Here is a 13,626-nt window from a genome sequence, read left to right on the forward strand (position 1 = left end):
CGGGCGGGCGTGGACGTGAAAGGGGTTCGCACTATACCGGAGCGACACCCGTGCCGATACGCGCAACAGCCCATCTGGACGGATATTAGAACCAAAATCGGCCATCCGCTCGATTTTCCGGATTGCGGGATGGCCCGAAATTGGTATAGATTCGATCCAGAACATCCGCTGTCGCGCTACCCGGCAGCCTCCGTGGCGAGCGCACCCCGCGCCCGTCGTCCATGCCCATCGACGCAACCGACCTACACGATGACCGCTCTCTCCCGGATTCCCGCTTTCGACGCCACCGAAACGGCCGCGCTGCTCGACTACCCGGCGCTGCTCGCCACGCTCAGGCAAACCGTCGCCGACTACGCGGCCGGCGAAATCGTCAGCCCCGAGCGGCTGGTGGTGCCGCTGCAGGCCGGCGGCGTGATGCTGTCGATGCCGTCGAGCGCACGCGACCTTGCCAGCCACAAGCTCGTGAACGTGTGCCCCGGCAACGGCGCACTCGGACTGCCGACGATCCTCGGCCAGGTGAGCGCGTACGACGCGACGACGGGCGCGCTGCGCTTCGTGCTCGACGGCCCGACGGTCACCGGCCGCCGCACGGCCGCCGTCACGGCGCTCGGCATCCAGGCGCTGCACGGCACGGCGCCGCGCGACATCCTGCTGATCGGCACCGGCAAGCAGGCGGCCAATCACGCGGAAGCGCTCGCGGCGATTTTCCCGGACGCGCGGCTGCACGTGCGCGGCTCGCGCGCCGGCAGCGCGCCCGCGTTCTGCGCCGCGCACCGCGCGCAGGCGCCGCGGCTCGCGCCGCTCGACGGCGATGCGATTCCCGATGCGATCGACGTCGTCGTCACGCTGACGACGAGCCGCACGCCCGTCTATCGCGAAGCGGCGCGCGAGGGCCGGCTGGTGGTCGGCGTCGGCGCATTCACCGCCGACGCTGCCGAGATCGACGCCGACACCGTGCGTCATAGCCGGCTCGTCGTCGACGATCCGGCCGGCGCACGCCACGAGGCCGGCGACCTGATCGTCGCGCAGGTCGACTGGCAGCAGGTCGCGTCGCTCGCGGACGTGCTGCGCGGCGCATTCGCGCGCAGCGGGCCGCTGCTGTTCAAGAGCGTCGGCTGCGCGGCGTGGGACCTCGCCGCGTGCCGCACGGCGCGCGACGCACTGGACGCCCGCCAGGGCAACTGATTCGGCGGCAGCGCCCCGCTGCCCGCCCGCTGCCCGCCCGCCGTGCGCCCGTCATCGCGACGTGCGCGCGCCGCCGCATGCCGGTACGCGTTGTAGGAATCGCCCTACAACACGGCGAAGCGGCCTACACAAACTTCCAATTCGGCCGATTTCCTTTTCGGCGGCGGGCCACGATACTGCCCGCATGAATGCCAGCCTGCCACCCGCCATGCTCAGGGTGTTCCTCGTCGATCATGCCATCGCCGTCCGGCAACGGATCGCGCTGCGCGTCGGCGCGATCGGCGGCGTCGTGGTCGTCGGCGAAGCGGAAGACGGCCACGACGCGCTGACCCACATCCACAGCAGCCACGCGGACGTGGTGATCGTCGACCTGCGGCTCGCGGACGGCAGCGGCCTCGACCTGATCGGGATGCTGTCGAAGGCGACACCGCGCGTCGTCACGATCGTGCTGACGAATCATTCGGCAGCGGCATTCAGAGAGGCATGCGCGGCGGCCGGAGCCGATTACTTCTTCGACAAGACCGCCGAATTCGACGCCGCGTGCCGCGCCATCGAATCCCTGGTGCACGCTCGCGCGCACCACCCCTGACCGAGCCAGAGTGACCCATGCCTACCGCCGCCACCTGTGCAGCCGACCCGTACGTCGAGCCCCGGCCAACGATTCCCCTTCGTGCGGTTGCGTCCGCCGACGCCGCCAAACATCCGGCCGCGCGCTGCTCCGTCTGCGCGATGCGCTCGATGTGCCTGCCGCCGGACCTGACGGCGGCCGAGTACGGCCGCCTCGACGCGATCATCTGCGCGACGCGGCAGATTCGCCAGGGCGACGCGCTGTTCCGCACCGGCGACCCGTTCCACAGCATCTATGCGGTGCGCGCGGGCTCGTTCAAGACGGTGATGATGCATCGTGACGGCCGCGAGCACGTGACGGGTTTCCAGATCGCCGGGGAAACGCTCGGGATGGACGGCATCGGCGGCGGCCAGCACTGCTGCGATGCGATCGCGCTCGAGGACAGCGTGGTGTGCGTCATCCCGTTCGGCGCGCTCGAAGCCGCGTGCCGCGAGATGAAGTCGATGCAGCATTTTCTCTATCAGATGCTGAGCAGCGAGATCGTCCGCGAATCGAGCCAGATGCTGCTGCTGGGCACGATGTCGGCCGAGCAGCGCGTCGCGCATTTCCTGCTGAACCTGTCGGCGCGCTTCGAGGCGCGCGGCTATTCGGCATCGGAATTCAACCTGCGGATGACGCGCGAGGAAATCGGCTGCTATCTCGGGATGAAACTCGAAACCGTCAGCCGGATGTTCTCGCGGTTCCATCGCGACGCGCTCGTCGAAACGCGCGGCAAGCGCGTGCGGATCATCGACGCGCAAGCGCTCGCACAAGTCTGACCGGCGTCAGGGTTGCGTTCGCGTCAGCGCGACGCGCCGCCGGTCGCGGCGCCATGCAGCGCGAGCGCTTCGATATCGCCCGCCTGCCACGCGTCCAGCATTCGTTCGGCCTGCGCGAACGCGCAGCACATCGCCTCGGTCACGTCGTCACCGCTGCAGCATGGCAGCGATGCCGGCGCGCAGCCGTACATGACCAGCTCCAGCCGCACGTCGTAAATCCGGCCCCCGTCGGCGGACGTGCGTGCCTCGATCGCCAGGCGGCAATCGCCGAGCCGCGCGCGGAATCGTTCGAGCCGCACCAGTTGCGCCCCCGCTTCGGCTTCCAGCGCGGCGAAGCTCGTGCAGCCGACGTAGACGATCTGCATGCCCACGCCCATTTCGCTCCTCCTGACGGCGTTGCCCGCTCGTCGACCGCGTTGCCTGTTCTGCTGCCGCGCCGGCGCCGCGCCTGAATCTGGCGGCACCGCGCGTGTTTCCCGCCGGCACGACACGCGCCCGGCGATGCGCGTTCGCGCCGCTACCGGTATGACGCGCCGCCGTTCATACGCTGAACGTCTGCGACGTCTTCATTTCGATCCACGTCATCCCGGCGCGCAGCCCTTCGATCGCCGCCTCGTGCTCGGTCGGATACGCATGACTGTGCTCGAACGTGTGATGAAAGCGCGCCGGCCCGGTGCCGTGCTCGACCGACACGCGACAGCGGAACTGACCCGATTCGCACGGCCGCGTCTCGACTTCGACCGACCAGTCGCGTTCATGAATATTGCCCTGCAGTGTCATGCGCCCTCCTGCGGTATCAGTCGTCGAGCCGGAAGTGACCGCTATGCAGCAACACCGGCCGGCCGCCGATTTCGTCGAGCATTCGCCGCGCCATCGTCTCGATCGCCGGCCGGTGCGCGTCGAACGCATCCAGCAAATCCCGCTCGAGCAGCGACCGCGCGCCGAAATGGTCTTCCAGCGCTTCGGCCGTAACCGCGCACTGCACGCAGCGGCCGTCGACCAGCGCCGAAAACGCAACGACCAGATCGCGTCCGCAGTATTCGGGCGGGTCCGGGGGAAAGGCAATCTGCATCTGTCCGCCTGTCATCGTCGTAACGACTCCATGACCAGAGCATAGTGGTGTGCGCCGCCGCGCGCTTGACCCACGTCAAGCGGCTCGCCGGGCCATGTGATGCCATGCGGCACGACGCGCGGCCGGGCGGGTTCAGCCCGCGTCCGCGTCGATCGTCGCGCCACGCTCCGCCAGCAGCTCGCGCAGCACGCTGCGATGGCAACGGTGCGCATCCTCGCAGTAACAGCCGATCGAGAATGCGCTCGTTGCGGACAGCGCCGCAAGCAGGTCCAGCACCTTCGGCGCGTCGCCATGCGCCATTTCCGCGCGGAAGTGCCGCGCGAACGCGCGCCATTGCGCGTCGGTTTCGGCGGTGAGCGCCTGCGCGACGAGTTCGGCGCTCGGCGACAGCGTCGGCAGCCATACATCATAGTAGTTTCGCGACGCGAATTCCGCCTTCGGTACGCCGCGCGGCGGTCGCCGCACCGTGCCGATCCTCAGGCCCTCGCCGGGCGCGCGTGGCGTGCCCAGCCGTACGATTCGAATAGCCATGCCGCTCCTTCCCGCGTTCGATCCCTCATCGTACCGCCGCGCCGCAGCCGCGCAAGAAAAAACCGGCTGCCTCCGCACGGAGACAGCCGGTTTCTGCGATGCGATCCGGCGCGCGCCGGCGCGCCGGTCAGACGCCGCTCTTCAGCACCTTGCCGATCGCATCCGCGACGATGCCGACGTTCGAGTCGTTCAGGCCCGCGACGCACATGCGGCCCGAACGCAGGATGTACACGCCGTGCACTTCGCGCAGCGCTTCGACCTGCGATTCGGTCAGGCCCGTGTACGTGAACATCCCGCGCTGCTTGACGTAACGCGTCAGCGCTTCGCCGCTCACGTGATCGCGCAGGCCGTCGTGGATCGACTGGCGCATCCGCGCGATGCGGCGGCACATCGCCGCGAGTTCCTCTTCCCACTGCTTGCGCAGCGCGGGGGTGTTGAGCACGGTCGCGACGACCTTCGCACCGTAGGTTTGCGGGTTGCTGTAGTTCGAGCGCACCGCGCCGGCCAGTTGCCCGAGCACGCGGTCGGCCGCGGCGGCATCCTCGCAGACGACGCTCAGGCCGCCGACGCGCTCGCCATACAGCGAGAAGTTCTTCGAGAACGAGTTCGCGACGAGCGCCGGCACGCCGCGGCGGGCCAGCTCGCGCACCGCGAACGCGTCCGCGTCGAGCCCCGCGCCGAAGCCCTGGTACGCCATGTCGACGAACGGCAGCAGCCCGCGCGCCTCGATCACGTCGATCAGCTTCTCCCACTGGCCTTCGTCGAGATCGACGCCGGTCGGGTTGTGGCAGCACGCGTGCAGCAGCACGATGCTGCGCGCCGGCAGCGCGTCGATCGCCGCGAGCATCGCGTCGAACTTCAGGCCGCCCGTCGCTTCGTCGTAGTACGGGTACGTATTCACCGTGAAGCCCGCGCGCTCGAAGATGAAGCGGTGGTTTTCCCAGCTCGGATCGCTGAGCCACACCTGCGCGTCCGGGAAGTAGCGCTTCAGGAAATCCGCGCCGACCTTCAGCGCGCCCGAGCCGCCGAGCGTCTGCACGGTGGCGATGCGGCCGGCCGCACGCGCCGGGTGATCGGCGCCGAACACCAGCGACTGGACGGCGTCGCGATACGCGGCCAGGCCGATCATCGGCAGGTAGGGCTTCGGGCCGATGTCGCGCTGCAGCGCGGTTTCGGCTTCGCGCACGGCGCCCATCACGGGAATCCGGCCTTCGGCGTCGAAATAGATGCCGATGCTCAGGTTGACCTTCTGATCGCGCGGATCTTTCTGGAAGTTCTCGTTGAGCGTCAGGATCGGGTCGCCGGGGTACGCGTCGATGTGTTCGAACATGGCTATGTCGGTCTCGTTTGGAAGAATGATCGGTGGTGGCCTGGCCTGCGTGCAGCGTCGGTGTCAGCGGATGGACGCGCCGTCGCGCACCGCGTAGCCCGCATTCTTCTGACGGAAGCGATACCCGATCGCGAGCACCGCGAGCCATACCGGGATCAGGTACACCGACAGGCGGAGATCCGGTGTCAGGTACATCACGACGAGAATGCCGGCCATGAACGCCAGGCACAGGTAATTCGTGAAAGGATAGCCCAGACTGCGGAAGGAAGTCTGCTCTCCGGCGATACGCTTGGCCTGGCGGAACTTCAGGTGGATCAGCGTGATCATCGCCCAGTTGATGATCAGCGCCGACACGACGAGGCCCATCAGCACCTCGAACGCCTTGCCCGGCATGAAGTAGTTGACCAGCACGCACACGCCGGTCGCGAGCGCCGACGCGCCGAGCGCGGCGAGCGGAATGCCGCGCTTGTTCACCGAGCACAGCACCTTCGGCGCGTTGCCCTGCTTCGCGAGGCCGAACAGCATCCGGCTGTTGCTGTACACGCCGCTGTTGTAGACCGACAGCGCGGCCGTCAGCACGACCACGTTCAGCACGTTCGCGACCAGGTTGCTGCTCAGCGCGTGGAAGATCAGCACGAACGGGCTGCCGCCGGAGACGACCTTCTCCCACGGATACAGCGACAGCAGCACGGCGAGCGCGCCGATGTAGAAAATCAGGATCCGGTAGATCACCTGGTTGGTCGCGCGCGGAATGCTGCGCTTCGGATCGTCGGCTTCGGCCGCGGTGATGCCGATCAGCTCCAGCCCGCCGAACGAGAACATGATCGCCGCCATCGACATCACGAGCCCCGACACGCCGTTCGGGAAGAAGCCGCCGTGCTGCCACAGGTTCGCGACGGTCGCTTCCGGCCCCGCATGACCGCTCGCGAGCAGCCAGCCGCCGAAACCGATCATCCCGACGATCGCGGCCACCTTGATGATCGAGAACCAGAATTCCGTCTCGCCGTACGACTTCACGCTCGCCAGGTTCAGCAGGTTGATCGCGACGAAGAACACCAGCGCCGACACCCAGGTCGGCACGCCCGGCCACCAGTACTGCACGTAGATCCCGACGGCGGACAGCTCGGCCATGCTGACGAGGATGTACAGCACCCAGTAGTTCCAGCCGGACAGGAAGCCGGTGAAGTGGCCGACGTACTTGTCGGCGAAGTAGCTGAACGAGCCGGCGACGGGCTCGTCGACGACCATCTCGCCCAGCTGGCGCATGATGAAGAATGCGATGATGCCGGCCACCCCGTAGCCGAGCAGCACGGACGGGCCGGCCATCTTGATCGTCTGCGCGATGCCGAGGAACAGCCCCGTGCCGAGCGCGCCGCCGAGCGCGATCAGCTGGATGTGGCGATTCTTCAGCCCCCGCTTCAGGCCGTCCTTCTCGTTTCCAGAAACCATGTCTTCTCCACTCTCTCCGCCTCCGCCGGAAGCGGTGCGGCGCGCCTCGGTGTGCCGGGCGCTGTTTTGCTGTGCCGGCGACCGTTCGTGGAGCCACCGGGTTGGGGACTGCAATCTTCGCGTGGCAACGCCCGATGATTCGCGTCGACGGGCCCGCCAGACCGGCCGCCGACTGTCGTCTTCGCCGCATTGCTGCGGTCGCACACGAAAATCCGGCGTCAGTTTAGCGTCGCGACGACGAAATCGGGTTGCGTAACCCGCTCATGCAAACCCTACATTATGAGATAAGATTGCATCCGGGAGACAGATGAGGAAACAAAAATGCCTGAACCGGTTCTCGATCGGATTGATCGCCACTTGCTGTCGGTGCTGCAGGAGAACGGCCGCGCGTCGAACCTCGATCTGGCGAAGGCCGTCGGCCTGTCGCCCGCGCAGACGCTGCGACGCCACCGCCGGCTGGAAGAGATCGGCGCGATCCGCCGTTACGAGACGCGCCTTTGCCCCGATACGCTCGGTTTCGGCGTCACCGCGTTCGTGCACGTGACGATGGAGCGCGGGCATATCCGCGACCTGTCGAAGTTCCAGAAGCTGGTGTCGGATCTGGCGCAGATCCAGGAATGTTTCTCGGTGACCGGCGACATCGACTACGTGCTGAAAGTGGTCGCGCACGACCTGAAGGGGCTGTCCACGTTCCTGCTCGAAACGCTGATGCGCATTCCCGGCGTGAGCGGCGTGCATTCGAGCGTGTGCCTCGACGAGATCAAGTGCACGAGTGCGATGCCGGTGGAGAGCTGAGGCGTCAAGCGATACGCCGGGCCATGCGTCGTTCGATTGCCGTGTTCACCGCACCGCTTCAAACGCGCTGATCAGCAACGCCCCCGCCGCGATCACCACGCACCCGCCCGCCCGACGCGGCGTCAGCCGTTCGCCCAGATACACGCGTGCGATCAGCGCCGCGAACACCACGCTCGTCTCGCGCAACGCCGACACGGGGCCCATCGGCGCGCGATCCATCGCCCAGATCACGATCCCGTACGCGAGCGCCGCAAATACGCCGCCGCACGCGGCCTTCGCGGTTTCGCCGACATCCTGCGCGAACCGCAGCGGCCCCGCCCGCAACCGGTAGTACACGGCCATCATCAGCCCGGTCAGCACGAACATCCACGCGGTATAGCCGATCGTGCTGCCGCTTTCGCGCACGCCGATCCCGTCGACCACGCTGTACGCGGCGATCGACACGCCGGTTGCAAACGCGGTCGGCAATACCTGCTTCATCCGGTGCCGCGCACCGCGTCCACGCTCCAGCCCGATCGCCATGATCCCGGCGCAGATCAGCACGAGCCCGCATTGCGCGCCCACGTTCAGCCGCTCGCCGGCGAACGCCGCCGCGCCCAGCGTGACGAGCAGCGGCGCGGTGCCGCGCGCGACCGGATACGCGACGGTCAGATCGCCGTGTTCGTACGCGCGCACCAGCAGCAGCGTATAGACCACATGGATCACCGCCGATGCGACGACGCAGGCCCAGCTCGCGGGCGAGATCGGCGCGGCGGCCGGCAGGAACAGCAGCGCGAACAGCCCGATCGCGATCTGCAGCACGGTGGCCGAACGCAGCCGGTCGCCGCTGCTGCGCACGAGCGCATTCCATGACGCGTGCAGGAACGCGGCACACAACACGGCAAACAAAACGGGAATCGGCACGCTGAATACTCGCTGACGGCCGGCAACGCGAAATCGTCGCCGCGGGCCGACCATCGTATGAATACGTCACGCGATTGTCAAAAACGACCGGCTGCGCGACCGCCGGCCCGACCCTGCCCGCGGCACGCTATCGCCCGCCGGACATGGCGCACGGGGCAGCGGCCGGCCCCCCGGCCGAATGTGTCGCACAGGTGGCAGACGCTCCGTCCCTTTCCGTTCTCTTTCGCCACCCTCCGCGCCGTAATGAAATCGATACCGCAACGCAACCGCCGCGAAACCACTCCGCCCCCATATCTTCATACCGGACTGTTTCAATGCCGGTGCTCTATCAACGAGCTCCGCGCCGAACCGATACGGCGACGGGGCCGATCTCCACCATCGCAAACCTATCTGGAGCTTTCCGATGTTCCGTCAAGCCTTGCTCGTCACCGCCTGCGCCGGCGCAGTGCTCGCGCTGTTCGCCTGCGGCGGCAGCGACGATCCCACGTCGACGCCCGCCGTGTCGTCGCAGAATGCGCTGAAGACCGCCACGCCGATCAAGCACGTCGTCGTGATCTACGGCGAAAACGTGTCGTTCGACCACTACTTCGGCACCTACCCGAACGCGTCGAACCCGTCGGGCGAACCGGCATTCACCGCGAAGTCCGGCACGCCGACGGTCAACGGGCTGACCGGCACGCTGCTGACCGCGAACCCGAACTTCACGAACACGGCCAACGGCACCGACGCCGCGAACCCGTTCCGCCTCGATCGCACGCAGGCCGCGACCGCCGACCAGAACCACGCGTACACGGCCGAGCAGCAGGCCGAGGACAACGGCCTCGCCGACCTGTTCCCGAAATACACCGGCAAGGGCTCGTCCGGCGGCGCCGGCGCGTTCGGCACGAAGGGCCAGGTGATGGGCTTCTTCGACGGCAACACCGTCACCGCACTGTGGAACTACGCGCAGCGCTTCGCGATGAGCGACAACGCATATACGACGGTGTACGGCCCGTCGACGCCGGGCGCGCTGAACGTCGTGTCGGGCCAGACCAACGGGATGCAGATCGTCAAGACGTCGGCGCAGCCGTCGACGCTCGCGACGAGTTCGTACTACATCAATGACGGCCAGGGCGGCTTCACGATGATCAACGACGTCGACCCGGGCTACGACGTGTGCTCGAGCACGACCGACCAGGCGATGATGACCGGCAAGAACATCGGCGACCTGCTGAACGGCGCGAAGATCACGTGGGGCGGCTTCATGGGCGGCTTCAACCTGTCGACGACCAACGGCAACGGCACGACGGGCTGCGCGCGCAGCACGATCGCCACCGCCGTGAACGCCGCGACGGCCGACTACATCCCGCACCACAACTGGTTCCAGTACTACGCGTCGACGTCGAACCCGCAGCACACGCGCCCGAGCTCGGTCGCGGCGATCGGCTCGAGCCTCGAAACCGACGGCAAGACGGCCGAACCGGCGAACCACCAGTACGACACCGACGATTTCTTCTCGGCAGTGAAGGCCGGCAACTTCCCGTCGGTCAGCTTCCTGAAGGCGCCGGCCGCACAGGACGCGCACGCAGGCTATTCGGATCCGCTCGACGAGCAGGCGTTCGTGACGAAGGTCGTCAACTTCCTGCAGCAGCAGCCCGACTGGCAGAGCACGGCCGTGATCGTCACCTATGACGATTCGGACGGCTGGTACGACCATGCGTACACGACGCCGACCCGCTCGTCGTCCGACGCGGTCGACCAGGTGAACGGCAACGGCAAGTGCGGCTCGGGCGGTACCACGGGCGTGAACGGCGGCACCGTGAACGGCCGCTGCGGCCCGGGTGTGCGCATTCCGCTGGTCGTGATCTCGCCGTATGCGAAGCAGAACTACGTCGACCACACGCAGATCGACCAGGCGTCCGTCGTGCGCTTCATCGAGGACAACTGGCTCGGCAGCCAGCGCATCGGCGGCGGCTCGTTCGATGCGTCCGCAGGCGATCTGCGCGGCCTGTTCGACTTCTCGTCGAAGCCGAATACGGCGCCGCTGTATCTCGATCCGACGCAAGGCACCGTGCTGAGCGCGGCGCCGGCGATCTGACCGGCATTGCGTAACACGTAGCAGCACGCAGCAGGCCGGCGCATCGTGCGCCGGCCGTTTCCATTCAACGCGCCGCTTCGCGCGGCGCCCGCACTCCGACTTTCGACCGACAGCATGACAGCTCGTCCCGCGTACCCGTCTCCCGACGCATCCGGCGCCGCCGCGCCGCGTTCCCCTTCCCGCGCGCTGCGCCGCGCGGCGCTCGCGCTCGGCGCGGCCGTGCTCGGCTACGGCGCGTTCGCGATCGCGTTTCCGGCCCGCACGCCGGCGGCGATCGGCGACGTCGTCGCCGACTGGACGGGCGCGAATCCGCATCCGGTCGTGCTGCAGCGCCCGGCCGCGCAGCCGCTGTCCGCGGTTGCGCAACTGGGGCGCGCGCTGTTCGTCGATCCGTCGCTGTCGGCCTCCGGCAAGCAGTCGTGCGCGTCGTGCCACAGCCCCGATCACGCGTACGGCCCGCCGAACGGGCTCGACGTGCAGCCGGGCGGCCTCGCGATGACGCAGCAGGGTTATCGTCCGCCGCCGTCGCTGATGTACCTGTACCGGCAGCCCAACTTCAGCATCGGCCCCGATGCCGGCGAAAACGACGCCGCGCCGAGCGTCGCGCAGCAGGCCGCGTCGGCGGCCGGCGTCGTCAAGGCGCAGAAGGTGGCCGGCACGTCGGCGGCACCGCAGCTCGTGCCGCAAGGCGGCATGTTCTGGGACGGCCGCGCCGACACGCTGCAGCAGCAGGCATTCGGGCCGCTGCTGAATCCGGTGGAAATGGCAAACGCCAGCATCGACGACGTCGCGCATAAGCTCGCGCAGTCGTCGCATCGCGCGCAGTTCGAGCAGTTGTTCGGGCCGCGCGTGTTCGACAGTCCGCAGCTCGCGGTGTCGGAGGCGATGTTCGCGATCGCGCGGTACCAGGTCGAGGATTCGTCGTTCCACCCGTACAACAGCAAGTACGATCGCTGGCTCGAAGGCCGCGCGCGCCTCACGCAGGCCGAGCTGCGCGGGCTGCGGCTCTTCAACGATCCGGACAAGGCCAATTGTGCCGGCTGCCACCTGTCGAAGCCCGGCAAGGACGGCTTGCCGCCGATGTTTACCGACTATCAGTACGAGGCGCTCGGCGCGCCGCGCAACCGGCAGCTCGCGCAGAACCGCAACCCCGCGTTCTACGATCTCGGCGTGTGCGGGCCGTTCCGCGAGGATCTGAAGGACCAGACGCAGTATTGCGCGATGTTCCTCACACCGACGCTGCGCAACGCCGCGACGCGCCACGTGTTCTTCCACAACGGCGTGTTCCATACGCTCGACCAGGTGATGGCGTTCTACAACGAGCGCAGCATCTCGCCGCAGAAGTTCTATTCGCGCGGCGCGGACGGCAAGGTCGACGAATACGACGATATTCCGGCGAAGTACCATGCGAACGTCGACGTGACCGATGCGCCGTTCGATCGCAAGCCCGGCGACAAGCCCGCGATGACCGCGCAGGACATCAAGGATATCGAAGCGTTTCTCGGCACGCTGACCGACGAGCCGGCGCACTGAGCGCCGACGATCCGCCGCGCGGCGTCAGCAGCGCGCGCGGATGCAGAGGAAGGCCGGCGCCAGCGACAGCGCCGCATGGAGCCGTTCCGACACGGCCTTCATCTCGGGCAGCGGCCGCGGCTCGACGAAGCGCTCGAGCCGCCAGCCGGCGTCGGCGAGCGCGTTCAGGATGTCGGCAAGCGGGCGGCGCCATGCCTCGACATACGGCTTCGGTTCGCCGAAACCCGACCAATGGAGACCGAACCGGTTCATGTCGAAGTACGTGCCCTCCCCGTGCGTGCGCTCGTCCATCCAGTCGCGCATCGGATGCGCCATCGAGAACGCCAGCGTCGCGCCCGGTCGCGCGACGCGCCTGAATTCACGCAGCGTCGGCGCGAGATCGCGCAGATAGTCGAACGCGAGCGAGCACAGGACCTTGTCGAATGATCGGTCGGGCAGCCAGTCGAGCGGCGCCGCGAGATCGCCCTCCACGACGTCGACCGCGAGCCCCGCACAGCGCGATTTCGCGAGGGCGATCATTTCGGGCGTAATGTCGAACGCATGGACGGTCGCGCCGCGGCGCGCGAGGTGCTCGCTGCAGATGCCGGGCCCGCAGCCGGCGTCGAGCACCGTCAGGCCGTCGACGTCGCCGAGCAGCGCCAGCGTCGCCGGCCGTTCGTAGAGTGCGTTGTGCGCCTTGGTCGGCGCGATGTCCGCGTAGCGTTGCGCGAAGCTCGCGTACGCGCGGCGGGCGGACGGTTCGTTCGGGTCGGTCATGCGGCGTCCGTCGGGGGGAGTCGGGATTTCGATTCTGCCCGATCGGCGCGCGGACGGCGACGATCGAACGTCACCGCTTATCGCGGGTGCTCGGCCCGGTACGTGCTGTTCGGGCGCAGGACGAGCTTCTTCGCGGCGGCGTCCAGTTCGTTGCCGTGATACAGATCCATGCACTTCAGGTAGTCGAACCTGACGTTCCTCACTTCCGATTCGACGACCGGATTCCGGTAATCACGTGCAAGGTACTTCGCCACCAGCGCATGCACGACGTCCGGTGCACGCTCCAGGTCGTAGTAGGTCCAGTCGCGCAACGCGTTCGTGCTGCTGCCGATATCCTTGCTCACGGCGGGTGCCTGCTCGTAGGCGGTAGCCAGACACTGCGCGAGCACCATGTCCTTGAAGTTCTGGAGGTAGGTCCGTGAGCCGGCTTCCGGCGACGTTCGGGCTGCCTCCTTCGCCGACACCGTTGCAGGATGAAGCGCAGCGCATGCCAGTGCGATCGCGATCCAGGCTCCCTTCATGACAGACTCCAAAAATTCGCAGGATCCGTACCCCACGCAACGGCAAACGAAGGTCGTTTCACTTCGACTCCCTGTCATTGGAATGAAC

General features: G+C 67.6%; 15 protein-coding genes. 6 read left to right on the forward strand and 9 right to left on the reverse strand.

The window, feature by feature from the left end; translation table 11 throughout:
- The first annotated feature begins 249 nt into the window (after positions 1-249).
- From lhpI to BME24068_RS11405, 3 genes are all read left to right on the forward strand, one after another.
- Positions 250-1,185 (forward strand): bifunctional Delta(1)-pyrroline-2-carboxylate/Delta(1)-piperideine-2-carboxylate reductase, encoded by a 936-nt coding sequence (gene lhpI / locus BME24068_RS11395; protein ID WP_174926115.1) that lies wholly within the window; start codon positions 250-252, stop codon positions 1,183-1,185.
- A 184-nt stretch (positions 1,186-1,369) separates the two neighbouring features.
- Positions 1,370-1,774 (forward strand): response regulator, encoded by a 405-nt coding sequence (locus tag BME24068_RS11400; protein WP_096498720.1) that lies wholly within the window; start codon positions 1,370-1,372, stop codon positions 1,772-1,774.
- A gap of 17 nt (positions 1,775-1,791) precedes the next feature.
- Positions 1,792-2,571: a helix-turn-helix domain-containing protein gene (locus BME24068_RS11405; RefSeq protein WP_096498722.1), complete on the forward strand. Its 780-nt coding sequence runs from the start codon at positions 1,792-1,794 to the stop codon at positions 2,569-2,571.
- 23 nt (positions 2,572-2,594) lie between these two features.
- On the opposite strand, the gene BME24068_RS11410 is transcribed toward BME24068_RS11405, so the two are convergent.
- The 6 genes from BME24068_RS11410 to BME24068_RS11435 form a co-directional block, all read right to left on the reverse strand.
- Positions 2,595-2,948: a metal ABC transporter ATPase gene (locus tag BME24068_RS11410; RefSeq protein ID WP_174926116.1), complete on the reverse strand. Its 354-nt coding sequence runs from the start codon at positions 2,946-2,948 to the stop codon at positions 2,595-2,597.
- A gap of 163 nt (positions 2,949-3,111) precedes the next feature.
- Positions 3,112-3,351, reverse strand: a complete 240-nt coding sequence (locus BME24068_RS11415; RefSeq protein ID WP_096498726.1) for a UDP-glucose 4-epimerase — start codon at positions 3,349-3,351, stop codon at positions 3,112-3,114.
- A gap of 16 nt (positions 3,352-3,367) precedes the next feature.
- A complete protein-coding gene (locus tag BME24068_RS11420) occupies positions 3,368-3,658 on the reverse strand; it encodes a DUF1488 family protein (protein ID WP_096498728.1) in 291 nt (96 codons plus the stop codon).
- 117 nt (positions 3,659-3,775) lie between these two features.
- Positions 3,776-4,174 carry a DUF488 domain-containing protein gene (locus BME24068_RS11425; RefSeq protein ID WP_096498730.1) on the reverse strand — a complete coding sequence of 133 codons (399 nt, stop codon included), beginning with the start codon at positions 4,172-4,174 and terminating at the stop codon, positions 3,776-3,778.
- A 127-nt stretch (positions 4,175-4,301) separates the two neighbouring features.
- Complete coding sequence (locus tag BME24068_RS11430; RefSeq protein ID WP_096498732.1) at positions 4,302-5,504, reverse strand: amino acid aminotransferase; 1,203 nt, start codon at positions 5,502-5,504, stop codon at positions 4,302-4,304.
- Between the two features lie 63 nt (positions 5,505-5,567).
- A complete protein-coding gene (locus tag BME24068_RS11435; RefSeq protein WP_096498734.1) occupies positions 5,568-6,953 on the reverse strand; it encodes an amino acid permease in 1,386 nt (461 codons plus the stop codon).
- A gap of 321 nt (positions 6,954-7,274) precedes the next feature.
- On the opposite strand from BME24068_RS11435, the gene BME24068_RS11440 reads away from it, so the two are divergent.
- On the forward strand, positions 7,275-7,748 hold the full coding sequence (locus BME24068_RS11440) for an Lrp/AsnC family transcriptional regulator (protein ID WP_006479071.1): 474 nt from the start codon (positions 7,275-7,277) through the stop codon (positions 7,746-7,748).
- 45 nt (positions 7,749-7,793) lie between these two features.
- On the opposite strand, the gene BME24068_RS11445 is transcribed toward BME24068_RS11440, so the two are convergent.
- The gene (locus BME24068_RS11445) at positions 7,794-8,705 is read right to left on the reverse strand and encodes an EamA family transporter (RefSeq protein ID WP_174926117.1); all 912 of its coding nucleotides are present in this window, start codon (positions 8,703-8,705) and stop codon (positions 7,794-7,796) included.
- A gap of 349 nt (positions 8,706-9,054) precedes the next feature.
- Between BME24068_RS11445 and BME24068_RS11450 the strand changes: the two genes are divergently transcribed.
- Together BME24068_RS11450 and BME24068_RS11455 are read left to right on the forward strand one after the other, a co-directional pair.
- Positions 9,055-10,728 carry a phospholipase C gene (locus BME24068_RS11450; protein ID WP_096498745.1) on the forward strand — a complete coding sequence of 558 codons (1,674 nt, stop codon included), beginning with the start codon at positions 9,055-9,057 and terminating at the stop codon, positions 10,726-10,728.
- 114 nt (positions 10,729-10,842) lie between these two features.
- Positions 10,843-12,261, forward strand: a complete 1,419-nt coding sequence (locus BME24068_RS11455; RefSeq protein ID WP_096498747.1) for a cytochrome-c peroxidase — start codon at positions 10,843-10,845, stop codon at positions 12,259-12,261.
- 24 nt (positions 12,262-12,285) lie between these two features.
- On the opposite strand, the gene BME24068_RS11460 is transcribed toward BME24068_RS11455, so the two are convergent.
- Both BME24068_RS11460 and BME24068_RS11465 read right to left on the reverse strand, forming a co-directional pair.
- Positions 12,286-13,017 carry a class I SAM-dependent methyltransferase gene (locus BME24068_RS11460; RefSeq protein WP_174926118.1) on the reverse strand — a complete coding sequence of 244 codons (732 nt, stop codon included), beginning with the start codon at positions 13,015-13,017 and terminating at the stop codon, positions 12,286-12,288.
- Positions 13,018-13,094: 77 nt separating this feature from the next.
- Positions 13,095-13,538 (reverse strand): type VI secretion system amidase immunity protein Tai4, encoded by a 444-nt coding sequence (locus BME24068_RS11465; protein WP_174926119.1) that lies wholly within the window; start codon positions 13,536-13,538, stop codon positions 13,095-13,097.
- Positions 13,539-13,626 lie beyond the last annotated feature (88 nt).

It is taken from the genome of Burkholderia anthina, from assembly GCF_902498995.1.
Taxonomy (GTDB): Bacteria; Pseudomonadota; Gammaproteobacteria; order Burkholderiales; family Burkholderiaceae; genus Burkholderia; species Burkholderia anthina.